This window comes from Sphingomonas lacusdianchii (assembly GCF_022664395.1).
Lineage (GTDB): Bacteria > Pseudomonadota > Alphaproteobacteria > Sphingomonadales > Sphingomonadaceae > Sphingomonas > Sphingomonas lacusdianchii.
Map to the genome: position 1 here is coordinate 137,880 of NZ_JAKRET010000012.1, position 22,956 is coordinate 160,835.

At 67.7% G+C, this 22,956-nt stretch carries 26 protein-coding genes and 1 tRNA gene; 18 read left to right on the forward strand and 9 right to left on the reverse strand.

Annotated elements, in window-relative coordinates:
• Positions 1–8: 8 nt before the first annotated feature.
• From MF607_RS16245 to MF607_RS16315, 15 genes are all read left to right on the forward strand, one after another.
• Positions 9–2,246, forward strand: a complete 2,238-nt coding sequence (locus MF607_RS16245) for a flagellar hook-length control protein FliK (RefSeq protein WP_242120685.1) — start codon at positions 9–11, stop codon at positions 2,244–2,246.
• Between the two features lie 11 nt (positions 2,247–2,257).
• Complete coding sequence (locus tag MF607_RS16250; RefSeq protein WP_242120687.1) at positions 2,258–2,938, forward strand: flagellar basal body-associated FliL family protein; 681 nt, start codon at positions 2,258–2,260, stop codon at positions 2,936–2,938.
• Between the two features lie 6 nt (positions 2,939–2,944).
• Positions 2,945–3,898 carry a flagellar motor switch protein FliM gene (locus MF607_RS16255; RefSeq protein WP_242120689.1) on the forward strand — a complete coding sequence of 318 codons (954 nt, stop codon included), beginning with the start codon at positions 2,945–2,947 and terminating at the stop codon, positions 3,896–3,898.
• Positions 3,895–4,191: a flagellar motor switch protein FliN gene (gene fliN, locus MF607_RS16260; protein WP_242120691.1), complete on the forward strand. Its 297-nt coding sequence runs from the start codon at positions 3,895–3,897 to the stop codon at positions 4,189–4,191. The genes MF607_RS16255 and fliN overlap by 4 nt, the downstream gene beginning before the upstream one ends.
• Positions 4,191–4,445: a FliO/MopB family protein gene (locus tag MF607_RS16265; protein ID WP_056002736.1), complete on the forward strand. Its 255-nt coding sequence runs from the start codon at positions 4,191–4,193 to the stop codon at positions 4,443–4,445. Before fliN ends, MF607_RS16265 begins: the two co-directional genes overlap by 1 nt.
• Before the next feature lie 80 nt (positions 4,446–4,525).
• Positions 4,526–5,383 carry a flagellar type III secretion system pore protein FliP gene (gene fliP, locus MF607_RS16270; RefSeq protein ID WP_431311967.1) on the forward strand — a complete coding sequence of 286 codons (858 nt, stop codon included), beginning with the start codon at positions 4,526–4,528 and terminating at the stop codon, positions 5,381–5,383.
• 5 nt (positions 5,384–5,388) lie between these two features.
• Positions 5,389–5,658: a flagellar biosynthesis protein FliQ gene (gene fliQ, locus MF607_RS16275; RefSeq protein ID WP_056453084.1), complete on the forward strand. Its 270-nt coding sequence runs from the start codon at positions 5,389–5,391 to the stop codon at positions 5,656–5,658.
• Positions 5,659–5,864: 206 nt separating this feature from the next.
• Entirely contained in the window at positions 5,865–6,647 is a 783-nt protein-coding gene (fliR, locus tag MF607_RS16280) for a flagellar biosynthetic protein FliR (RefSeq protein WP_242120693.1), read from the forward strand.
• Positions 6,644–7,762 carry an EscU/YscU/HrcU family type III secretion system export apparatus switch protein gene (locus MF607_RS16285; RefSeq protein WP_242120695.1) on the forward strand — a complete coding sequence of 373 codons (1,119 nt, stop codon included), beginning with the start codon at positions 6,644–6,646 and terminating at the stop codon, positions 7,760–7,762. Before fliR ends, MF607_RS16285 begins: the two co-directional genes overlap by 4 nt.
• A gap of 65 nt (positions 7,763–7,827) precedes the next feature.
• Complete coding sequence (fliD, locus tag MF607_RS16290) at positions 7,828–9,324, forward strand: flagellar filament capping protein FliD (RefSeq protein WP_242120698.1); 1,497 nt, start codon at positions 7,828–7,830, stop codon at positions 9,322–9,324.
• Complete coding sequence (locus MF607_RS16295; RefSeq protein ID WP_242120701.1) at positions 9,324–9,725, forward strand: flagellar export chaperone FliS; 402 nt, start codon at positions 9,324–9,326, stop codon at positions 9,723–9,725. The genes fliD and MF607_RS16295 overlap by 1 nt, the downstream gene beginning before the upstream one ends.
• Before the next feature lie 333 nt (positions 9,726–10,058).
• Positions 10,059–10,592, forward strand: a complete 534-nt coding sequence (locus MF607_RS16300) for an NADPH-dependent FMN reductase (RefSeq protein ID WP_242120703.1) — start codon at positions 10,059–10,061, stop codon at positions 10,590–10,592.
• Between the two features lie 192 nt (positions 10,593–10,784).
• Positions 10,785–12,050: a diaminopimelate decarboxylase gene (gene lysA / locus MF607_RS16305; protein WP_242120704.1), complete on the forward strand. Its 1,266-nt coding sequence runs from the start codon at positions 10,785–10,787 to the stop codon at positions 12,048–12,050.
• A complete protein-coding gene (locus MF607_RS16310) occupies positions 12,041–12,802 on the forward strand; it encodes a precorrin-2 dehydrogenase/sirohydrochlorin ferrochelatase family protein (RefSeq protein WP_242120748.1) in 762 nt (253 codons plus the stop codon). Before lysA ends, MF607_RS16310 begins: the two co-directional genes overlap by 10 nt.
• Positions 12,799–13,752, forward strand: a complete 954-nt coding sequence (locus MF607_RS16315; RefSeq protein WP_242120706.1) for a zinc transporter ZntB — start codon at positions 12,799–12,801, stop codon at positions 13,750–13,752. Before MF607_RS16310 ends, MF607_RS16315 begins: the two co-directional genes overlap by 4 nt.
• Before the next feature lie 10 nt (positions 13,753–13,762).
• On the opposite strand, the gene MF607_RS16320 is transcribed toward MF607_RS16315, so the two are convergent.
• Together MF607_RS16320 and MF607_RS16325 are read right to left on the reverse strand one after the other, a co-directional pair.
• The gene (locus tag MF607_RS16320) at positions 13,763–14,149 is read right to left on the reverse strand and encodes an HIRAN domain-containing protein (protein ID WP_242120708.1); all 387 of its coding nucleotides are present in this window, start codon (positions 14,147–14,149) and stop codon (positions 13,763–13,765) included.
• Positions 14,142–14,732, reverse strand: coding sequence for an alpha-ketoglutarate-dependent dioxygenase AlkB (locus tag MF607_RS16325; protein ID WP_242120709.1), 591 nt, complete (start codon positions 14,730–14,732; stop codon positions 14,142–14,144). The genes MF607_RS16320 and MF607_RS16325 overlap by 8 nt, the downstream gene beginning before the upstream one ends.
• An 84-nt stretch (positions 14,733–14,816) precedes the next feature.
• On the opposite strand from MF607_RS16325, the gene MF607_RS16330 reads away from it, so the two are divergent.
• On the forward strand, positions 14,817–15,278 hold the full coding sequence (locus MF607_RS16330; RefSeq protein WP_242120711.1) for an NUDIX hydrolase: 462 nt from the start codon (positions 14,817–14,819) through the stop codon (positions 15,276–15,278).
• Between the two features lie 126 nt (positions 15,279–15,404).
• Here the strand turns inward: MF607_RS16330 and araD1 are convergent, their stop codons facing one another.
• Both araD1 and MF607_RS16340 read right to left on the reverse strand, forming a co-directional pair.
• A complete protein-coding gene (gene araD1, locus MF607_RS16335) occupies positions 15,405–16,391 on the reverse strand; it encodes an AraD1 family protein (protein WP_242120713.1) in 987 nt (328 codons plus the stop codon).
• A 10-nt stretch (positions 16,392–16,401) separates the two neighbouring features.
• On the reverse strand, positions 16,402–17,721 hold the full coding sequence (locus tag MF607_RS16340; protein WP_242120715.1) for a sugar MFS transporter: 1,320 nt from the start codon (positions 17,719–17,721) through the stop codon (positions 16,402–16,404).
• A gap of 236 nt (positions 17,722–17,957) precedes the next feature.
• Between MF607_RS16340 and MF607_RS16345 the strand changes: the two genes are divergently transcribed.
• Positions 17,958–19,748, forward strand: coding sequence for an IlvD/Edd family dehydratase (locus MF607_RS16345; protein WP_242120717.1), 1,791 nt, complete (start codon positions 17,958–17,960; stop codon positions 19,746–19,748).
• Positions 19,749–19,909: 161 nt separating this feature from the next.
• Here MF607_RS16345 and MF607_RS16350 read toward each other — a convergent pair whose 3' ends face one another.
• The 5 genes from MF607_RS16350 to MF607_RS16370 are packed head-to-tail and all read right to left on the reverse strand — an operon-like array spanning position 19,910 to position 22,493.
• A complete protein-coding gene (locus MF607_RS16350; protein WP_242120719.1) occupies positions 19,910–20,374 on the reverse strand; it encodes an NUDIX domain-containing protein in 465 nt (154 codons plus the stop codon).
• A gap of 1 nt (position 20,375) precedes the next feature.
• Entirely contained in the window at positions 20,376–20,783 is a 408-nt protein-coding gene (locus MF607_RS16355; protein ID WP_242120720.1) for a hypothetical protein, read from the reverse strand.
• The gene (locus MF607_RS16360) at positions 20,780–20,974 is read right to left on the reverse strand and encodes a Trm112 family protein (RefSeq protein ID WP_242120723.1); all 195 of its coding nucleotides are present in this window, start codon (positions 20,972–20,974) and stop codon (positions 20,780–20,782) included. Before MF607_RS16360 ends, MF607_RS16355 begins: the two co-directional genes overlap by 4 nt.
• Positions 20,971–21,588 carry an LON peptidase substrate-binding domain-containing protein gene (locus tag MF607_RS16365; protein WP_242120725.1) on the reverse strand — a complete coding sequence of 206 codons (618 nt, stop codon included), beginning with the start codon at positions 21,586–21,588 and terminating at the stop codon, positions 20,971–20,973. The genes MF607_RS16360 and MF607_RS16365 overlap by 4 nt, the downstream gene beginning before the upstream one ends.
• Entirely contained in the window at positions 21,585–22,493 is a 909-nt protein-coding gene (locus MF607_RS16370) for a tetratricopeptide repeat protein (RefSeq protein WP_431311965.1), read from the reverse strand. Before MF607_RS16370 ends, MF607_RS16365 begins: the two co-directional genes overlap by 4 nt.
• A gap of 146 nt (positions 22,494–22,639) precedes the next feature.
• Between MF607_RS16370 and MF607_RS16375 the strand changes: the two genes are divergently transcribed.
• Positions 22,640–22,714: transfer RNA gene (locus tag MF607_RS16375), tRNA-Gly, on the forward strand.
• Positions 22,715–22,956: the final 242 nt, after the last annotated feature.

The following is a 22,956-nucleotide window of genomic DNA, read 5'->3' on the forward strand; positions in this document are numbered from 1 at the left end:
ATCGACCTATGCAGCTTCTCTCCGCCCTATCCAGTACCGCCTCCCCGCTTGCGATGCAGGCCATGCCGATGGCCGGCGTGGCGGCGGACGCGTTTGCCGCGCTGTTCGCAGGCATCGTGCCGGACGCGGGTGACGGGCGGCAGGCGGCTGCCGAGGGCGGCAAGGCGTTGCCGGTGGCTCTGGTGCCGCCGGTCGTGGTTGGCGGCGTGCCAATCCCTGCCCCGCCGGTCGGCCCCCAACCGGTGATCGCACCGGTGCTGCCGGTCTCGGCAAGCGAGGCGATCGCGATGGTGCCCGCCGACCCGGCCCCGACGACAGCCGTGCGCGATGCCGTGCCGGTCGCGGTCGCCGCCGGGATCGTCGGTGCGCTGAAGCTGTTGCCCGACGACGCGCCGGTAGCGGTCCGGCAGCCCGATCCCAAGCCCGAACCGCTGGTCCAGCCAATGCCCGCCCGTTTCGCACCGCCGCTGCCGGTACGCGCGCGGCGCGTGGCGGACGAACCGGCGCTGCCGACGCCCGACAGCGACGAACCCGAAGCGGCCGAGGATGGCGACGCACCAGTCGTCGTCACGCCGACGGATGTGCCGACCCCCGACCTGCCGCCGATGATCGCGGTACCGGCCGATGCCCTCGCGCCGGTACCGGAGGAGGTGGCACCGGAGATGAAGGTGATCGGCCTGAAGGTGCCGGACGCCGAACCGACCCCCGCCCCGTCGACACCCGCTGTCGCCGGGCCCGTACCGCAAGGCGAGCAACAGCCCGCGACCGAACGCCCGGCCCAGCCGGCCCGAACCGAAGGCCTCCGCGCGCGTGCGGACGTCGCGGACACGCCGCGTGCGGACGCCATCGCCACGCCGCCGGTAACGCCCGACCCGACTGATCGCCGGCCGGTCGCGCCCGGTCCGGTCGGCAATGTCCGTCGATCGGATCAGCAGGCCCCGACACCGACCGATTCAACCCCATCCCCCACGCCGCGCTTCGCCCCGATCGACCATGGCGTGCTGCCCGGTGCGCCGGTCGTCGACCCGGTCCGAGCCGCGTGGCAGGTCGAAATGCCGGCCGATCCGCAAACCGTGCTTGCGCCGGGACCGGTGGCGGTCGATCCGGTCGTCGGTGACATGCCCCTGCCCGCCACCGGCCCGGCTGCGCAGGCTGCCGATCCGGTGACGTCGGTCGCGGCGCAAGCGTTGCCGCCGATCGTGGAACCCCAGGCCGTACAATCCGACACGGTCGCGCCGGTCGTCGTCGCATCGGTCGTACAGGTGGCGCCGGTCGCAGCCCCCCGGCGGGCGATTCCGATCGCCACGGCACGCGCGACCCCGGTCGGCACGCCCGCCGTACAGGCATCGCGTGCGCCGATCGCCGAACCGGCCGTGCAGGCACCGATGGCGGAACCCGTCGCCCGTCCGGCCGAACCTGCCCGCGCGCCGGTCGCCGAAGCCGTCCGCGCACCGATCGCCGACGCTGCGACCCGTCCGGTTGATCCGGTGGTGATCGATCAGCCCGTGGCGGCCTTCACGCTGCCGGGCGAGCGCGCCCTGCCGACGCAACTGGCCGCCGAGCCGCTGACCGCCAATCGCCAGACGATCGCCGGAGAGGCGAGCGCGCCGGTCGTGTCGGTCGCCGCGCCGTCCGTGCAGCCGGTACAGACACCGCCGGTCACCCGCGTCGCGTCCGCGCCCGCCCCGGAAGCGGCGGCCGAGGCGGTGCAGGCCGACGCCCCCGCCCCGCGCCCGCGTCGCGACGACGATGCGCCACCGCTGCCGACGCCGGCCGCCCCGGCGATCGACGCCGCGACGCTGCGCCCGGTCGCCGCGCCGGTGACCGCCGCGCAGCCGCAGCTCGACACCCGCCAGCCGCAATGGATGGAGGGGATGATCGACCGGATCGAAACGCTGCGCGACGCATCGCCGACGCAGGGCGAGACCCGCATCCGGCTGTCGCCCGACGCGCTGGGCGATGTCGAGGTCGCGATCCGCACGTCCGACGACGGCCGCGTCCATGTCCATTTCAGCAGCGACAATGCCGATGCCGGCCGCCTGCTCGCCGACGCGCAGCCGCGGCTGGTGCAGCTCGCCGAGTCGCGCGGGCTGAAGCTGGGCGGGATGCAGGTCGATGTCGGCACGCAGCAACAGCCATCGCAGCGCCAGGCACAGGATCAGGGATCGCCGCAGCCGCGCGCGCCCCGCTCCGCCTTTGCCGACGCGCAGGCGCCATCCACCCGAACCGATAATCGTATCGCCTGAGGAACCACGACATGAGCGACAAGGAGACGCCGGAGGAAAAGCCGGCGAAGAAGAAAGGCAAGCTGGTCAAGATACTGGTCATGGTCGTCGGCGTCGTCGCCCTGCTGGGCGGGGGCGTCGGGGCCGGGCTGTATGCCAGTTCGTCGGGCCTGATCGGCGGCGGCGGCGACCATGGCGAGAAGGAACCGCCCGCGGAGAAGAAGGACCTGCCCAAGCTGGTCCCGAAGTCCGAAGAGGTGAAGGCCGGCGCCGGCGGTGAGGGCGGCGGCGAAGGTGGCGGCCATGGCGGTGGCGAAGGTGGCGGCGAAGGCGGTTCGGCGGAGCATGGCGACGAGAACAGCCGGCCGACGCCCGAGATGGAGGGCGGCGATCGCTGGGCATCGACCTATTATGCGATGGAGAAGGAGTTCACCTCCAACCTGTCCGACAGCACGCACTTCATTCAGGTAGGCGTCGCGATCTCGACCTCGTACGACAACAAGGTGATCGAGAATCTGAAGACCCACGAAATCGCGATTCGCTCGGCGATCCTGCTCGCGCTGGGCGAGACGACCGAGGATCAGGTCTTCACGCCGGAGGGCAAGAAACAGCTGTCGTTGCGCATCAAGAAGGCGATCAACGACACTCTGGAGCAAAAGGAAGGCTTTGGCGGCATCGGTAACGTTTATTTTACCACGTTTGTGGTTCAGTAAACGCGCATGTTTAACACCTCGTCCACCGCGCCCGAAGGCAGCGCACGGAGTCGCCGCACGGCGGCTGCGTCGCATGCGCCGAGCCTGGGGGCGACGAACCTCAATCCCTTTGGCGACCTGCGCGCGCTCGAACATCTGTCGGCGCGCATGGCGCGGTCGCTGCGGCAGGTGTTCGAGCCGCTGCTCCGGCGCGGCGTCAAGAGCTGGGCCGAGCCGGTCGAGGTCGACCGGTTCGCGGGCTATTGCGCCGCGCGGCGGGCGCATGGGCTGACCGGATGGGTGCCGCTGACGCTGTCGACCGGGGGAAGCCCGGCGATCGTGGTCATCGACGGCACGTTCCTGCTCGAAACGCTCGACATCTTCTTCGGCGGGTTCGGCGAGGCGCCCAATCCGATGCCGGTCGAATTCTCGCCCGCCGCCGAAGCGATGCTGCGCCGGCTGGCGACCGCCATCGCCGCGCCGCTGGGCGAGGCATGGGGGCCGCTGGCCGGCATCGCCTTCGAACCCGGCACGCCCGAGGCCAATCCGGCGATGATGGGCGCGATCGACGGCGAGGACGCCGTGATCGCCACCCGCTTCGCGCTCGAGGTCGGCGACGCGATGCTGCCGACCTATATCGACATCCTCTATCCGGTCGCGGCGCTCAAACCCCATGCGCCGCAGCTGTCGACCAAGGTCCATGGCCGCAGCGAGCCCGATTCGAAATGGCGCTCGGGGCTGACCCGCGCGGTGATGGGCGTGAAGCTGCCGGTACGGTCGGTGCTGGCCGAACCGGTCGTGTCGCTCGCGACCTTGCTCGAACTCAAGGAAGGCGACATCATCCCGATCAATTTCGGGCCGCAGGTACCGATATGGGTGGCCAACCGGCGGCTGGGCACGGGCACGGTCGGCACCGCCAACGGGCAGGCCGCGATCAAGCTCAACTCCATCGACCCCGGTTTCGAAGAGGAATTCCAATGAACGAGATGACCGGCGGCTTCCCCGCCGAAGCGTCGCTCGCCGCCAATTTCAAGCTGTTGCAGAATGTCGACGTCCGCCTGACCGTCGAGATCGGGTCGACGCAGCTGAGCTTGCGCGAACTGCTGGCGCTGAGCGAATCGAGCGTGATCGAGCTGGACCGCGGCGCCAACGAACTGCTCGACGTGTTCGTCAACGGCACGCTGATCGGGCGCGGCGAGGTGGTAACCGTCGGCGACCGGTTCGGCGTGCGGATGACCGAACTGGTCAGCCCCGACAAGCGGGTCAGCCGCTGATGATGTGGTCGTACATCCTGAAGCTCGTCATCCTCCTGCCCCTGGTATGCGGGCTGATGATCGGCTGCCTGTATCTGTGGCGTCGCCTCGAGGCGCGGATGCCCGGCAATCAGGGTGAGCGGCTGGTGAAGGTGCGCGAGACGATGATGGTATCGACCGGCACCAAGATCGCGGTGCTGGAGTTTCAGGGGCGGCAATTGCTGGTGTCGGTCAGCCGCAACGGCGTGACGCTGCTGGACCGGGGCGACAAGTGAAGGGATTGAACACGACGTTCGACCCGTTGCTGGCGCGGATGCGCTATCGCCCGGCGGCAGCGGCCGCACGGCGGCGGGGGATGACCACGGCACCCGCCCCGGCACGCGTCGTACAGATTGCGCGCCCTTCGCGTGCGCGGGCCAATTGGCGGTTCGAACTGGTACTCGCCGCGATCGGCATCGCACTGATGCTGTTCCTCGCGGTGCCGGCGATGGCGCAGGCGGTCCCCGCCGCGCCCGCCCCTGCCCCCGGTGCCGCCGACGCGCTCGACCGGGCGCTGGGGCAGCTGGGCGGCGGCAACGACGCGCCGATGGCGCTGTCGCTGCAGATCCTCATCATCATGGGGCTGTTGTCGGTCCTGCCCGGCATCTTGCTGATGATGACCAGCTTCACCCGGATCATCATCGTGCTGGCGGTGCTGCGCCAGGCGCTGGGCCTGCAACAGACCCCGCCCAATCAGGTGCTGATCGGCCTGTCGCTGTTCCTGTCGCTGTTCGTGATGTCGCCGGTGATCGGTCGGATCAACGAGACCGCGATCAAGCCCTATGCCGCCGGGCAGATCAGTTCGACGCAGATGATCCAGAATGCCAGCCTGCCGCTGCACGCCTTCATGCTGAAACAGACCCGCACCAAGGACGTGACGATGTTCGCGCAGATGGCGAAGAGCGGCCCGATCGCCCAGCCCGCCGATACGCCGTTCTCGATCCTGCTGCCTGCGTTCGTCACGTCGGAACTCAAGACCGCATTCCAGATCGCGTTCCTGATCTTCCTGCCGTTCATCGTCATCGATCTGGTGGTGGCGACGGTGCTGATGTCGCTGGGGATGATGATGTTGTCGCCGACGATCATATCGTTGCCGTTCAAGCTGCTGCTGTTCGTGCTGGTCGATGGCTGGGCGCTGACCATGGGCAGTCTTGCCGCCTCTTTCGTGAGTTAGCACAGATGGACGCGGGCTATTTCATGACCGTCGCGCGCGAGGCGATGTGGGTGCTGGCGCTGGTCGCGGCGCCGATTTTGATCCCGGCGCTGGTGTCGGGTCTGATCCTCGGCATGATCCAGGCGGCGACGTCGATCAACGAACAGACGCTGTCGTTCGTGCCGAAGCTGGCGGTGGTCGGCATCAGCCTCGCGGTGTTCGGCGGCATGATCCTCGGCCTGCTGAGCGATTTCACGACCAGCATCTTCGAGCGGATTCCGGATCTGGTGCGATAGGCGATGGCGGGGTCACTCCCCTTTGGCGTCGCGCGATCCGGCCCAGCCCCTGACCGTACCCCGGCGAAGGCCGGGGTCCAGTTTCGGGCCGCTTCGATCGAGCCGCTGACGTCCTCCGACTGGGCCCCGGCCTTTGCCGGGGTACGGGTGTGCATGGGCACGCGGAGGGCATCTGCGGCGGCATGCCGAAGCTTGGGTGTCACCCCATGCTAGGCTTCGGCCTCGCGGTCGAGCCGCAGCTCTGGGCGCTGCTCTTCACCATGGTGCGGGTCGGGGCGGCGTTCATCGTCGCGCCGGTGTTCGGGGCGGTGGCGATGCCGGTGCAGGTGCGGGTGCTCCTGTCGGGAGCGATCGCGGTACTGGTGCTGCATGCGCAGGCCTTCGCCATTCCGACCGAAATCTTCTCGCTGACCACCTTCCTCAGCATCGCGGCGGAGGGGCTGGTTGGTCTCGCCATCGGCTTCGTGCTCCAGATCGCGTTCGCGGCTCCGCTGATCGCCGCCGAAGTCATCGGCATGTCGATGGGCATCGGCTTCGCAGCGATGGTCGATCCGCAGAACGGCGCGCAAAGCCCGGCGCTCGGTACCTTCCTGTCGGTGTTGCTGACGCTGCTGTTCCTGTCGTTCGACGGGCATCTGATCCTGATCGACCTGATCGTGCGATCCTATGAACTGCTGCCGCCGGGTGCGGCGTGGCTGTCGCCCGCCAAGCTGGAGAATATCGCGATCTTCGGCGGTTACGCCTTTCTGTCGGGACTGTTGCTGGCTTTGCCGGTCGGGTTCCTGCTGCTCTGCCTGAACCTCGTCATGGGCATGTTGTCGCGCTCCGCCCCGGCACTGAACCTGTTCGCGGTCGGGCTGCCGGCCAGCCTGTTCGTCGGGGTGATCGCGATGTTCGTCGCATTGCCGGCGATGACCGACTATATGCTGGTGATCGTGCAGGAGGCGCTCGACGCCGCGCAGAGGCTGGTGCTGGGAGGCGCTGGATGAGCGAGGATAAAACCGAAAGCCCGACACAGAAGCGCCTCGACAAGGCGCGCGAAGACGGGGACATCCTCAAATCCAAGGAACTGGGCACCGCGCTGGTCGTGCTGGCCGGGTGCGGCTGGCTGGCGATGTTCGGGCCGTCGCTGGTCGCGGCGTGCAAGGCGGTGATGACCGCCAGCTTCCGGTTCGGCCGTGCCGATGTCGAGGATTTCCAGCCATGGCGCCCGCTGGTCGAGGCGGGGTGGAAACTGGCGATGCCGGTCGGCAGCGTGCTGATCTTCGCGGTCGTCGCCGGCATCGTGACGCAGGCGGGGCTGACCGGCATCAAGTTCAACGGTGGCGCGCTGGCGCCCAAGGGGTCGCGGATCAACCCGGCATCGGGAATGAAGCGCATCTTCGGGCCGCAGGGCTGGATCGAACTCGGCAAGTCGCTGCTGAAGGTCATCCTGCTCGGCGCGATCGGCTATGTAATGCTTAAATCGGCCGCGGTCAGCTCGATGGGGCTGGTGTCGTCGAACGTCGAACAGGCGATTTCGGACCTCGGCGGCACGTTCCTGACGCTGTTGTTCGTGATGGCGGGCGGGCTGGTGCTGATCGCCGGGCTCGACGTGCCGCTGGCGATCTTCCAGCGGATGCAGCGCCTGCAGATGACCAAGCAGGAAGTGCGCGACGAGCATAAGGAAAGCGATGGCGATCCGCATGTGAAGGCGCAGATTCGTCAGCGCCGCCACGAAATCCTGAAGGGCGGGTTCAAGGCCGCGGTGGGCGAGGCGCATGTCGTGCTGACCAACCCGACCCATTTCGCCGTCGCGCTGCGCTACGACCATGGGCGCGATCAGGTGCCGGTGGTGGTCGCCAAGGGACGCGGCGCCACCGCGCTGGCGATCCGCGAACTGGCAGCGGAGGCGAGGATCCCGATGCTCGAATATCCGCAGCTCGCCCGCGCCGTCTATTACACCAGCAAGCAGGGGCAGGAGATTCGCGACGACCTGTACCTCGCGATCGCGACGGTGCTGGCGTTCGTGTTCGGCGTCAACCGGCAGGCGGGCGGCATCCAGCCGCCGGTCACCGTGCCGCCCGAGGCGCGGTTCGACGAGAACGGAAAGATTTCCGCTTAAAGGCCGCTAAAGATTTCCGCGCGTCTGCCGCTTGATGGAGTGAGAGTTCGCGCGGGGAGTAGACGATGGCGATCACGACCAGCAGTGCGACCGCGTCGACCCCGACGACCACCACGACCAAGGCGACGACCCCCAACCTCGCCAATGCGCTGGGCGCCGGATCGGGCGTCGATACGACCGCGCTGGTCAAGAGCCTGGTCGAAGCGCAGTTCGCCAACAAGAATGCGCAGCTGACCAAGAAGTCCGAGACGCTGACCGCGCAGATTTCGGCGGTGTCCGAACTGAAATCGGGCATTTCCGGCTTTGCCAGCGCGCTGCAGACGCTGGCCGAGACCGGCGGCCTGTCGACCCAGCTGAGCAGCAGCGGATCGGCGGTCAAGGTATCGGCAGCGAGCGGCAAGACCGTCACCAGCCTGAACGCCAGCGTCTCGGTCGCGCGGCTCGCTTCGTCGCAGGTCGCGGTGACCAAGGAGTCGTTCAGCACCACCGCGTCGGTCGGCACCGGTACGCTCCAGCTCAAACTGGGCAGCGTCGGGTCGGACGGCACCTTCACCGCCAACGGGACGACGATCCCGCCGATCACCATCACGTCTAGCGACGCGGCGTCGCTGCAGGGGGTCGCCGACAAGATCACCGCCGCCAAGGCCGGGGTCACCGCCAGCGTCGTGACCGACGCCAATGGCCAGCGCCTCGTCCTGCGCAGCACCGACGGCGCGAACCAGGCATTCACCCTGACCGCGACCCCCGACAGCAGCAGCGCATCGCCGGGGCTGGAGCGGCTGAACGTCGATTTCGACACCGCCACCACCGATGGCGCCGAGATCGTGACCCGCGCGGGCAATGCCGTGTTCAGCGTCGACGGCGTGCCGATGGTCAGTGCGTCGAACACCATCACCGGTACCGACGGCGTCAAGATGGAGCTGAAGGCGGTGACGACCGACGGCCCGGTGACGCTCAGTTCCTCGACGCCGACCGACGCGTTGAAGGACGCGGTCAACAACGTCGTCGCCGCCTATAACGAGATGCTGGCGTCGGTGAACAAGGCGACCGACGCGATCACCGGCGACCTGCGCGCCGATCCGGCGGCGCTGGCGCTCAAGCGGTCGTTGCAGAAGCTGACCGTCGCCGACCTGACCGGCAAGACCGACGGCAGCCCGAAGACATTGGCATCGATCGGCATCGCCACCAACAATGACGGCACGCTGCGCGTCAACAAGGATGCGCTGGCCACGGCGCTGGCGAACAATCCGCAGGCGATCGAGGCGATGTTCGCCGCGGGCACCGGCACCGATCAGGCGACCGGCACCTCGCTGCCCGCCACGCTGAACCGCATCGCCGCCTCCGCCAAGAGCACGACGCTGGGCCTCGGCGCCAGCGACAAGCGCTATGCCGACGCGCAGGGCGTGCTGGCCAAGGAACAGGCCAAGGTCGCCGAACAGACCGACCAGACCTCCACCCGGATGACGCAGCAGTTCGCGGCGTCCGAAGCCCGGGTCGCGGCGTACAAGGCCCAGCAGACCTTCATGGAAAACCAGATCAAGATGTGGACGCGGAGCGAATAATGACCCGCTATGCCACCGCCCTGGCGGGCGATCCCGCCCAGACCTATCGCTCGGTCGACCTTGCCGCGCGCACCGGCGGCGCCGACCCGCATGCTTTGGTGTCGCTGCTGTACGAGGAAGCGATCCGCGCGCTGCGATCGGCGGCATGGGCGACCGACAACCGCCAATATGCGATGAAGGGCGACCGCGTGACCCGTGCGACCGCGATCCTGTTCGCGCTAGAAGCGGGTCTCGATTTCGACAAGGGCGGCGACCTGTCGCAGACGCTATCGCGGCTCTATACGGGTCTGCGCGAACAGATCGTCAATGCCAGCATCGGACAGGATTCGCAGCCCTTCCTGAACGCCGCCGCGTCGCTGACCGACATCGCCGAGGCGTGGGAGGCGGTTCGGCCGCGATAGATCGGAAGGCCGGACGCACGCGAAGAGCGATCTACATCCATTGGAGTTTCGGTTTCCGGGGTTGGATGACACATGTAGAACCGTTCGTGCTGAGTAGGGGCTGAGCGAAGTCGAAGACCCGTATCGAAGCACCCTCCACAGACGGTCCTTCGATACGCCATTTCGACAAGCTCAATGGCTACTCAGGACGAACGGGTTACGCTCATATCGGCTTGCTCTCATCAGCGGGCGGCAAAAGACGACGCGCGGCCCCGGCGGCGGGCGACGCTATGGTGCGCCACTCCCCCTTCTCAACGGTGGCATCGCCGCGCCCGATCCGCTAGCGGTGCGCGCATGAAGCAACCGCATATCGTCGCGCTGGGGGGCACGCTGCGCCCGACTTCGGGGACCGCCGCCGCGCTGGAACGCGCGCTGGGCCATGCCAAGATGCTGGGCGCACGCACCACGTTGCTGACCGGACCGGCGATCGACTTTCCGAACTACGAACCCGAAACGGCGGGTAGCAACGCGCGGATCCAGTCGTTCCTGCGCGCGCTGCGCGACGCCGACGGGATCATCATCGGGTCGCCCGGCTATCACGGGACGCTGTCGGGGCTGGTCAAGAATGCGCTCGACCATGTCGAGATGCTGCGCCGCGACGACCGCGTCTATTTCGACGGCATGCCGGTCGGGCTGGTCGCGACGGCGGCGGGATGGCAGGCGGCGGTGGCGACGCTCGGCACGCTGCGCACCGTAGCGCATGCGCTGCGCGGCTGGCCGACGCCGATCGGGGTCGCGATCAACACCGTCGAGGATGGCGCGATCGACAAGGCCGATATGCAGTTGCGGCTGATGGTCGAACAGATGATCGGCTTCGTCGCGCGGTAGAGGCCGATCCACGTGTGTGGAAGCGGCACCGGCCCACTCCCCCACCCGACCACCCACAGCATATCCTGACTGGGTGGTCGGGTGGGGAAGTGGGCCGGTGCCGCCCTGATCCAGCCTTTCCGGATCGGACTCAACGGCCATCGACACGTTCGGCCATTCTCATTGCGCGCGCGCCGTTCTAAAGGCGGGCGCATGGATTGCTTCACCCTGCGCGACGGCACGCTCCATGCCGAGGATGTCAGCCTGCCCGCCATCGCCGATGCGGTCGGGACGCCGGTCTATGTCTATTCGACCGCGACGCTGGAACGTCATGTCCGCGTGTTCCGCGATGCGGTGGCGGGGCTGGGCACGGGCGAGCCGCTGGTCGCCTTTGCGGTAAAGGCCAATCCGAACAAGGCGGTGCTGGCGACGCTCGCCCGCGCAGGCATGGGGGCCGATGTGGTGTCGGGCGGCGAGCTGTACCGTGCGCTCGACGCCGGGATCGATCCCGACAAGATCGTCTTTTCGGGCGTCGGCAAGACCGCGGCGGAGATGGCGCAGGGGCTGAACGCCGGCATCGGCCAGTTCAACATCGAATCCGAACCCGAACTCGACATGCTCTCCGCCGTCGCCTGCTCGCTGGGCAAGGTCGCGCGCATCGCCATTCGGGTGAACCCCGACGTGGTCGCCGGCACCCATGCGAAGATCTCGACCGGGGGCAAGGAGAACAAGTTCGGCATCGATTACCATGCCGCCCCCGCCGCCTATGCCCATGCCGCGTCGCTGCCGGGGATCGAGGTCCGCGGCGTCGCGGTCCATATCGGCAGCCAGCTTACCGACCTGTTGCCGCTGGAGGCCGCGTTCGGCCGGGTCGGTGCGCTGATCCGCGACCTGCGTGCCGCCGGCCACGACATTACCCATGCCGATCTCGGCGGCGGCTTGGGCGTCCCCTATGATCCGGCAAAGCCGCTGCCGCCCTCCCCCGCCGATTATGGCGCGATGGTCGCGCGGGCGACGGCGGGCTGGGACGCGCGGCTGATGTTCGAACCCGGCCGGCTGATCGTCGCCAATGCCGGGGTGCTGGTGTCGCGCGTGATCCGCGTGAAGCATGGCGCGACCGCGCCGTTCGTCGTCGTCGATGCGGCGATGAACGACCTGCTGCGCCCCAGCCTCTACGACGCCTATCACGACATCCGCGCGGTCACCCCGACCGGGGAGCGCGCCGTGACCAACATCGTCGGCCCGGTGTGCGAGACCGGCGATACCTTCGCACTGGGTCGCGCGATGGACGTGGTCGCCGCCGACGATCTGGTCGCGTTCATGACCGCCGGTGCGTACGGCGCGACCATGGCGTCGACCTACAATTCGCGCGCGCTGGTGCCCGAGGTGCTGGTGTCGGGCGATCAATTCGCGGTGGTGCGCGAACGGCCGCCGATCGAGGCGCTGGCGCAGGCCGATCGCCTGCCGCCCTGGCTGTGAACGGGCTGCCGATCCTGCTGCGCACTGCCGGGCGCAGCGTTATCCTGATCGGCGAGGGTGAGGCCGCCGACGCCAAGCGCCGCCTGCTCGAACGCAGCGGGCTGAGCGTCGTCGCCGACGCCGCCGACGCGCGCATCGCGGTGGTGGCGGTCGAGGACGATGCGGAAGCGCGCGCCGCGATCGATGCGCTCAAGGCGCGCGGCATCCTCGTCAACGCGGTCGACCGCCCCGCCGATTGCGACTTCACCCTGCCCGCGATCGTCGACCGCTCGCCGATCCTGATCGCGATCTCGACCGGCGGCGTATCGGCAGGGCTGGCGGCGGCGATCCGACAGCGGCTGGAGGCGATCCTCCCCGCCGGGGTCGGGCGACTGGCCGAGGGGCTGGGCGCCGCCCGCGCGAAGTTGCGTATCCGCTTCCCCGATGGCGGCGACCGCCGCCGCGCAATCGGCGCGGCGATCGCCGCCGGCGGTCCGCTCGACCCGATGGTGCGCCATGCCGACGATGCCGTCGCGGCGTGGCTGGCGGGTGCCGCCCCGGTCGCGGGCCGGGTCGAGACGATCCGGCTGCGTTCGGCAGATCCCGACGACCTGACCCTGCGTGAGGCCCGCTGGCTGGGACAGGCCGACCGCATCCACCACACGTCCGACGTGCCGCCCGCAATCCTCGATCGCGCGCGGGCGGATGCGGTACGGATCGAGGGACCGGTACCCGCCGAACCGCTTCCGGGCCTGACGATCGACCTCGCATGAAGTGCCGCGCATGGCATATCGCCGGGGGCCGGACGACGCCGGTCGATCCGCTGGCGGCGGCCGATACCAGCGGCGGCTTCACCTGGATCCACCTGCATGGCGAGGGGGAGGCGGTCGCCGCGTGGCTGCGTGACCATGCCCATCTGCCCGACTATGTCATCGACCCGCTGACCGCGGTCGAGACGCGCCCGCGCTGCGACGCGATCGGCAAGGGCGCGTTCGTCAACCTGCGCGGCCTGTCCGACGATGTGCTGACCAGCGCCGATCCGCTCGCCTCGGTCCGGCTCTATGCCAGCGCCGGACGGGTCCATTCGGTGACCCGGCGCAAGCTGACCGCGTTCCACACCGTCGTCGACCGGGTCGAGGGTGGCGCGGTGGCCGATCCCGGCGACCTGATCGTCGCCTTTGCCAGCGCCATCACCGAAGAACTCGACCCGCTGATCGCCGATCTCGGCGATACGCTCGACGAATGCGAGGAGGCGCTCGACCCCGCCCGCATCTTCGAACAGCGCCGCGCCGTCACCCACACCCGCGTCCGCGCGATCGGCTATCGCCGCTTCCTCGTGCCGCAGCGCTCCGCGCTCGAAAAGCTGGGGCAGTTGCCCGGCGACTGGCTGCAACAGGACGATCGCCTGCACCTCGCCGCCGCCGCCGACCGTGCCGCGCGCATGGCGGAGGAGGTCGATTCGATCCGCGAACGTGCCGCGTTGATCCACGAAACGCTGACCGACCTGCGCGCCGAACAGCTCGATCAGCGCTCGCTCCAGATCGCGATCGTGGCGATGGTGTTCCTGCCGCTGACCTTCGTCACCGGCCTGCTCGGCATGAATGTGAAGGGCATTCCCTTTGCCGACGAACCCTGGGCGTTCGCCGGGGTCGTCGGGCTGTGCATCGCCATGAGCGCAGGCATCGTCGCATGGTTCGTGCGCAAACACTGGATCGGGCGGTAGCGCCCGAAGCTCAATCGTCGGGCGGAAGTTCGTCGGGCCAGAAATCGGGTTCGGGATCGCGATCCGCCACGACCGGCTCGGGCAGCACCGGCACCGCGCCATCGAACGCCACCCGGATCGCCGCACCCGGCGGCGTCGCCTGCTGAAAGACGCCCACGACCTCGCGTCCGCTGCGCAACATGGCCGCAATCCATGCCGCCCGGTCGGCGGTCAGATAGCCGATCTGCACCCCCCGCGCGCTCATCACCATCACCGCATTGCGATCGACCGGGTTGCGCGGTTCGGGGACCAGCGTCACCACCTCGCCCGGCACACATAGCAGGATTTCGAACCGGCGATTGCCGCCGCCGCGATTGGGATGGTCGGCGCCGACGACATGCAGGCTCAACTCACGCATCGCGCAAACTCCGGGCGAACCGGTCGGTCAGGCTGCGAAAGGTGATCGACCAGCGCGCTTCGGCCATGGCGGCGATGCCATGTTCCCAGTCCCAGCGCGCCTCGCCGGTCAGGTGATAGGCGTCGCCCGCGACCAGCGGCAAGGCGAACCGGTCGAACCCGCCCTCTCGCCGCCGCCGGAAGCGCAGCGTCGCGCGCGCGCCGATCGACAGGCCGACGACATGTTCGAACACCGGCCGGTCGCGATGCCAGCCAATGCCCGCGCCGGGATCGTAGCGGGTTAGCAGCGCCTGTACGAGCGCATCCGCCCGCAGCCCGGCGAACGCCGCCGCGCGCTCGCGCACCGCCAGCAACCAGTCGGGCATCGGCTCGGCCCGCCCGACCCGCCCGTTCTCGAAATCATAATGCCAGCCATAGGACACCGTCAGCCGCAGCCCGGTCCATTGCTGGAACCGGAAGGGAGCGAGCCGCGCGGCATCGATCGCCGCCGCCAGTGCGGGCAGGTCGGCATCCGTCACCAGCGCCGACCCATGGGTCAGGCCGGGCAGCACCGGTTCGGCGGCGAAGAGGTCGAGTTGCGGCATTGATGGAACGCAACATGGGTAAGCGGCGTCTGTCCATCAATCAGGGGCGACGGATACGATCGCCCGGAAATCGGGGACAAATCCATGGCACAGCACAGCGCCGGCATCCTGCTCTATCGTCGAACGCCCGCGCCGGCCGTGCTGCTCGTCCATCCGGGTGGTCCGTTCTGGGCACGGCGCCATGTCGGCGCGTGGCAGATTCCGAAAGGCCATGTCGAACCCGACGAAGCGGTCGAGGACGCCGCCCGCCGCGAAGTGGCCGAGGAACTGGGCGTGACCGTCACCGGTCCGCTCGAACCGCTCGGCATGGTGCGGCAGGCGGGCGGCAAGTCGGTATCGGCCTTCGCCGCCGAACAGGATGTCGATACGGGCGCGATCACCAGCATCCTGTTCGAAATCGAATGGCCACCGCGCAGCGGCCGCCGTGCGACCTTTCCGGAGGTCGATGCGGCACGCTGGATGCCGGTTGCGGAGGCGCGCACGCTGATGCTGAAAAGCCAGTTGCCGCTGCTCGACCGGATCGAGCCGTTGCTGGGTGACGCCTAACCCCACCCCCAAAAAACGTACCCCCGCGAAGGCGGGGGTCCAGGGTCCCAAGCGCAAACCGCTATGTACTAGGCTCTGGACCCCCGCCTGCGCGGGGGTACGTCATCATCGTAAACGAAACCGCCCCTAAAGCAGCTCGACCTTCACCGCCTCTTCCGCCGCCCGCGTTAGGCGGTTGCGCAGCGGCAGGGTGAACGGCGCCGCTTCGATCTCGAACACATCGCCTTCCTGCGTCCGCACCCCGTCCGAAAAGGACAGCGTCGCCGTGCCGAAGAAATGGATGTGGATGTCGCCCGGCCGGCGGAACAGCGCGTATTTGAAATGGTGATGTTCGAGGTTGCTCAAGCTGTGCGACATGTTCGCCTCGCCCGACAGGAACGGCTTTTCCCAGATCGTCTCGCCACCCCGAACGATCCGGCTCGTCCCCTCGATATGCTCGGGCGGGGTTCCGACCAGCAGTTCGGGGCCGACCGATGCCTGACGCAGCTTGCTGTGCGCCAGCCACAGATAATTGTGGCGTTCGGTCACATGGTCCGAAAACTCGTTGGCGAGCGCGAGGCCGATGCGGTGCGGCGTGCCGTCCGAACCGATGATATAGATGCCGGCCAGTTCGGGCTCTTCGCCGCCGTCCTGCGCGAAATGCGGCATGGTGAAGTCGCCGCCCGGCGCGACCATCTGTCCGCCATCGCCCTTGTAGAACCATTCGGGCTGCTGGCCGACCTGGCCCTCGGCCGGCTTGCCGCCCTCGACCCCTTCGAGGAACATGCGCATCGAATCGGTCTGGGTCGCGGCTTCGGCGGCGGCGCGGTGCATCTTGTCGCGCCCTTCGGCCGAGCCGAGATGCGTCAGGCCGGTGCCGGTCAGGATGACATGCGCCGGATCCGCATGATCGATCGGCGATCCGATCGCGCCGGCGTCGAGCAACGCGGCGACGTCGACCGCCTCGCCCTGACCCAGCGCCGCGACTTCGTCGGCGATGCTGTGGCCGGCATCGATCGCGCGCAGTGCCAGCGCACGGACGCTGTCGACGCCGGGGACGATGTGCGCCGCCGTATCGGTCGCGGCGATCACGGCGCGCGACGGGGCGACGCGCTGCAACAGACGGAGAGTCATCGAAGATTCCTTATGCAAAGACGTCGGTGTCAGCGGGGACGTCGTCGATCGGGTTGGTCACCTTCGATCCCCACACGGCATAGAACAGGATGTAGAGCTCGCACGCGGCGGTCAGCAGGAACGACCATTGCAGGCCATATTTGTCGGCCAGCCAGCCCTGCACCACCACCAGCGCACCGCCGGCGATCGCCATGATGAGCAGCCCCGACCCTTCCTCGGTCAGCGGCCCCAGCCCCTTGATGCCCAGCGTGAAGATCGTCGGGAACATGATCGAGTGGAACAGCCCGACCAGGATCAGCGACCACATCGCCGCCGGCCCCGACAGGAAGGTCGCGCCGAGCATCACGACGAACGCACCGATCGAGAAGAACGCCAGCACCTTGGCCGCGTCGACCTTCTGCATCACGAAGCTGCCGACGAAGCGGCCGACCATCATCCCGCCCCACAGGAAGGTGAGGTAGCGCCCGGCCAGTTCGTTGGTGACGTTGGCGATATCGGGCTGGCTGACGAAGTTCACGAACAGGTTGGCGACGCCGATCTCGGCGATCAGGTAGATGAAGATCGCGGGCACGCCGAACACGAGGTTGCGGTGGTTCCACAGCGAATGCTTCTTGCGCTCTTCCTTGGCGACGCGGCTGGTCGCCGATCCCATCGCCGGCAGCGGAAAGCGCGCGATGATGACCGCCAGCACGATCAGCACGACCGCGACGAGGACATAGGGCAGGATCACCGACTGGGCATCGGCCAGCCGTTCGGCCTGGGTCAGCACCGTGCCCGCCTCCGACGTACCGCCCTTGGACCGGCCGAGGATCAGATAGGCACCGAATAGCGGCGCGAGCATCGTGCCGGCCGAGTTCATCGCCTGCACCAGATTGAGCCGGGCCGACGCGGTGTTCGACGGGCCGATCACGGCGACATAGGGGTTGGCCGCGACCTGCAGCAGCGTGATGCCGCTGGCGATGACGAACAGCATGACCAGCGTCACGCCATAGGAGGGCAGGCTGGCGGCGAGCACCATACCCAGCGCCCCTGCCGCCATGACCAGCAGACCGATGACCAGCGACTTCTGATAGCCGATTCGCTCGATCAGCTTGGCCGAGGGGATCGACGCGAAGAAATAGGCGATGAACCACACGCTCTCGATCAGCGTGGTCTGGGTATAGTTGAGATCGAACACGCTGCGCAGATGCGGCAGCAGCGTGTTGTTGATGACGGTGATGAACCCCCACATGAAGAACAGGCTGGCCAGCAGCGTCAGCGCCGGCGCGTAACTGGCGCCCGATGCGCCTTGGGGCACCGCGCCCGTGCGCGCGGATATTGGGGCGGGCATCCTCGTCTTCTCCCATTTTACGGCTGCGGGACGGTTTGGTCCGTCGCATCGCTTGCTCAATTCGATTTTGTCTGACTATATGGGCCAACGCATGGCGTCAACGGCGCTTGATACGGGGGAGGATGCGGGTCGATACGGACTACAGGTCCGATTCGACCGCCCGCGCCCGTGTCGGCCGACGCTGCCGCCTGCACCCCGATTCCCTATGCCCGTCCACTTGCTGAACCGGAATTTCCATGACCGACATGCCCCCCCTGCGTAGCCGCGCCTGGTTCGACAACCCCGAGAATATCGACATGACGGCGCTGTATATCGAGCGCTATCTGAACTTCGGGCTGAGCCAGGAGGAATTGCAGTCGGGTAAGCCGATCATCGGCATCGCCCAGACCGGCAGCGACCTGTCGCCCTGCAACCGCCACCACCTCGTACTCGCCGAACGGCTGCGCGAGGGCATTCGCGAGGCGGGGGGCATCGTCCTCGAATTCCCGGTCCATCCGATCCAGGAAACCGGCAAGCGCCCGACTGCGGGCCTCGACCGCAACCTCGCCTATCTCGGGCTGGTCGAGGTGCTGTACGGCTATCCGCTCGACGGCGTGGTGCTGACGATCGGTTGCGACAAGACGACGCCGGCGTGCCTGATGGCCGCCGCGACCGTCAACATCCCCGCCATCGCGCTGTCGGTCGGGCCGATGCTCAACGGCTGGCACAAGGGTGAGCGGACCGGTTCGGGCACGATCGTGTGGAAGGCGCGACAGATGCTGGCCGCCGGAGAGATCGACAACAAGGAATTCATCCGCCTCGTCTCGTCCTCCGCCCCCTCGACCGGCTATTGCAACACGATGGGCACGGCGACGACGATGAACTCGCTGGCCGAAGCGCTGGGCATGCAGCTGCCCGGCTCCGCCGCGATCCCGGCCCCGTATCGCGACCGGCAAGAAATTGCCTATCGCACTGGTCTCCGCATCGTCGACATGGTCCGCGAAGACCTCAAGCCTTCCGACATTCTGACCAAGGATGCGTTCCACAACGCGATCAAGGTCAATTCGGCGATCGGCGGCTCGACCAACGCCCCGATCCACCTCGCCGCACTCGCCCGCCATATCGGCGTCGACCTGCCGATCGACGATTGGCAGGAACAGGGGCACAAGGTGCCGTTGCTGGTGAACCTGCAACCTGCCGGCGAATATTTGGGCGAGGATTATTATCGTGCCGGCGGCGTGCCGGCGGTCGTCCGCGAACTGATGGGCGCGGGCCTGATCGCCGAGGACGCGCTGACCGTGAACGGCAAGTCGATCGGCGACAATTGCCGCGACGCGGTGATCGAGGATGAAAAGGTCATCCGTCCGTTCGGCCAGCCGCTGAAGGAAGAAGCCGGCTTCATCGTGCTGAAGGGCAATCTGTTCGACGCGGCGGTCATGAAGACCAGCGTGATCGGCCCCGAATTCCGCGAACGCTACCTGTCCAACCCGAACGACCCGGAAGCATTCGAAGGGCCGGCGGTCGTGTTCGACGGGCCGGAGGACTATCACCACCGCATCGACGATCCGTCGCTCGGCATCACCCCCGAAACGCTCATGTTCATGCGCGGTGCCGGCCCGATCGGCTATCCGGGCGCCGCCGAAGTCGTCAACATGCGCCCGCCCGCCTATCTGATCACCGAAGGGGTCAGCGCGCTGCCATGCATCGGCGACGGGCGGCAGTCGGGCACGTCGGGTTCTCCCTCGATCCTCAACGCCTCGCCCGAAGCGGCGGCGGGTGGCGGCCTTGCGCTGCTGCGCACCGGCGACCGGGTCCGCATCGATCTGGGCAAGGGCCGCGCCGACGTGCTGCTGTCGGACGAGGAACTGGCGGAGCGTCGCCGCGATCTCGAAGCGGCGGGGGGCTACCAATATCCCGCCTCGCAGACCCCGTGGCAGGAAATCCAGCGCTCGGTCGTAGGCCAGATGTCGACCGGTGCGATCCTCGAAGGTGCCGAGGCGTATCAGAAGATCGCCCAGACCCGCGGCCTGCCGCGCGACAATCACTGAGGCGGGGCGGGCGGCGCAGGCATAACCGCGCCCGACCCATCTACGGCACCCCGGGCCTGACCCGGGGTCCCGCTTGTTCCTCTACTGCCAGTAAAACGGCGCCCCGGATCACGTCCGGGGGACGATGGGGTCGGGGCTGGCGTTCGCACGATGCGAGGCCGCTACCACGGTCCCCCGCCCGTCACACCGGCCCGCCACTCTCCAATCCGGCGCAGCGTCGCGGGCGTCGTCCCCGGCGGCGGCGCGTTGGGATCGAACCACCCGGCTTCCGCGACTTCCAACGCATCGGCACCGCGCAGCGTGTCGGTCGCGGCCCTCGCGACATAGACGATGACATGATCGTCCTTGCCCTCGCGCCGGCTGTGATAGACGCCGAGCACGCGCTCGACCGTCGCGCTTTTGATCGCCACCTCCTCGGCCAGTTCGCGATGAAGTGCGTCGATCGCGCCTTCGCCCTTCTTCACGCCGCCGCCGGGCAGATACCAGCCGTCGACATAGCTGTGGCGGACCAGCGCGATCCGGTCGCCCGCATCCAGCAGCACCGCCCGCACCCCGATCGTCCGCGGTCGGGTGACGCGCCACACCAGCTGCGCCACTCTCCCCAGCACCCGATGGATCAGCGCCATGCTATCCCCGTATCGGCCCGTTCCGCTCGACGACCGCATCGGCATCGGCCGCGGCCGGTTCGTTCGCCGGGCGGATCATCAGGAAGCTGCCCGACCAGACGCCGGGAATGTCCCAACGCCCGCTGATCTCGCAACCATCCTCGCTCAGCACGCCGGCATAGACGACCATATCGGCGTAACCAACGCTATCGTCGTAGAATTTGCTGAAACTGATCCGTGCGCCGTCGACATGCCCGTCGATCGCGGCGGCGATCAGCGCGCCGGGCGGCTGCGAATACAGGTCGGGTTCGTGAATCGTACCGACGATCGATCCGCCCAGATCGGCGATATCGGCCTCGAACGCGGTCGGCGGGTTGGTGTGCGGATAGTTGAATATCCCGCTCCACTTGCCGCTCAGATCCCGGCTCACAACGCCCGTGCCGCTTCGACCAGCAGGACCGGCACGCCCCGGCGGATCGGAAAGGCGAGCCCGGCGGCGGTCGAGACCAGTTCCTGCGCGGCCGCATCATAGTCGAGCCGCGTCCGGGTGACCGGACAGACGAGGATCGACAGCAGCCACGGATCGATCGTCACCCCTTCGCGCGCGGTTTGTGCGGTCATTGCAGCGTCGCCTCTTCGTCATCGCCATGCCTGCCGAAGAATTGCATGAGCTGTACGATCAGTTCCGCGCGGTCGGAAAGTGCGTCGACTTCGAGCAGCGCCTGTTTGGCGGCGACGTCGAACGGGGCGATCTGCGCGATACCGTTCACCAGGCTTTCGTCGTCGAGCCGCCCGACCGATTCCCAATCGACCGCATAGCCTAGCCGGTCGGCGAAGCGACGCGCCTCCATCTCCAGCGACGCGCGCTCGGCCAGCGCCAGCGTGGTGTCGCCGACGACCGGCAGAAGCTCCGCCTGGACCTGCCGGAACGGAGTGGTCACGTCGAGTTCGCGCAGCACGCGGAACCGCGACACTCCGCGCAGCACAATATCGTAGCAACCATCGGCCTGCGCCTCGACATCGACGATCTGCCCGACACAGCCGATATCGAACAGCGGCGGCTTGTCGGTATCGCTGCCCACCGGGCGCGGCTGGATCATGCCAATGCGCCGGTCGCGCGCCAGGGCGTCGGACACCATCGAGCGATAGCGCGGCTCGAAGATGTGCAGCGGCAAATGCATGTTCGGAAACAGCAGCGCCCCCGCCAGCGGGAAGACGGAGACGCGCGCGCTCATCCGAACAGGATCGCCGACAGCTTGCGACGCTGCTGCAACACCCACGGATCCTCGAGACCGACCGCCTCGAACAGCTTCAATAGCTGCTGACGCGCGGCATCGTCGTTCCATGACCGGTCGGCGGCAACGATCTTCAGCAGGGATTCGGCCGCGCCGTCGCGATCGCCCGCCGCCATCTGCCCACCCGCCAGCCGGAAGCGCGCGTCATGATCGTCGGGGTTCGCCTCGACCTCGGCCTTCAGCCCCGCCAGATCGTCGACCGGCTGCGCATCACGCGCCAGCGCCAGCGCGGCGCGGACCTGTTCGATGCCGGGCAGCTTCGCCGCGTCCTCGGACAGCGTATCCAGCGCCGTCTGTGCCGCGTCATGCTCGCCAAGCGCCATCAGCGCCCGAACGCGACCGGCAGCGACCAGCGCATTGTCAGGCGCGATATCGGCGATCTGGTCGAAGATCGACAGCGCACGCGCCGCGTCGCCCTCGGTCAGTGCCTCCTCGCCCATCGCGATCAGCGGCTCGATATCGGGACCGGCCCCCTCACCCGGCTGCACCGGCAATTGCCGCAGCAACTGGTCGAGCATCTGCTTCAGCTGGCTCTCGGTCCGGGCAGAAGTCAGGTCGGCGACCAGCTGCCCCTGGAACATCGCATAGACGGTCGGAATCGACCGGATCTGGAATTGCGACGCGATGAACTGGTTCTTGTCGGTGTCGATCTTGGCCAGCACGACGCCCTTGTCGGCATAGGCCGCCGTCACCTTTTCGAGGATCGGGGTCAGCGCCTTGCACGGCCCGCACCATTCCGCCCAGAAATCGATGACGACCAGTTGGGTCATCGACGGTTCGACGACATCGCGACGGAACGCCTCCACAGCTTCCTTTTCCGGGGCGGTCAATCCTAGCGTGGCCAAGCGGCGATTCCTTATCCTGAAAGCGTCCTCCCTATGTGGGCACGCAGGATGATTCAGAAAAGAGTGATTTAGGGGGTTGCGCGATCCGAAACCCCCATCTAATAGCCCGCCTCACCCCAGCCGGTCCGCCGGTTCGGAACGCCAGAGCGGGCGTAGCTCAGGGGTAGAGCACAACCTTGCCAAGGTTGGGGTCGAGGGTTCGAATCCCTTCGCCCGCTCCAGTTTTACAAAAAGCGTTAGAAAACCGTCACTTGCACTCTCCAGCGAGCCGGTTTCGCGCGTGTGCTACACAAAAACACCCCACAACGGTGTCGCTGATTCTCCGCTAAGCTACTCAGATTATTCGCAAACGAGGCGGCAGCGGTGCTACACAAATGCACCCCACAATCGTCTCCCCGGCATCGTTTTGCGAGATCGTGTCTACTACGTCAGGCGGCGGGTTCCGGACGCTCTCAAACCAGTT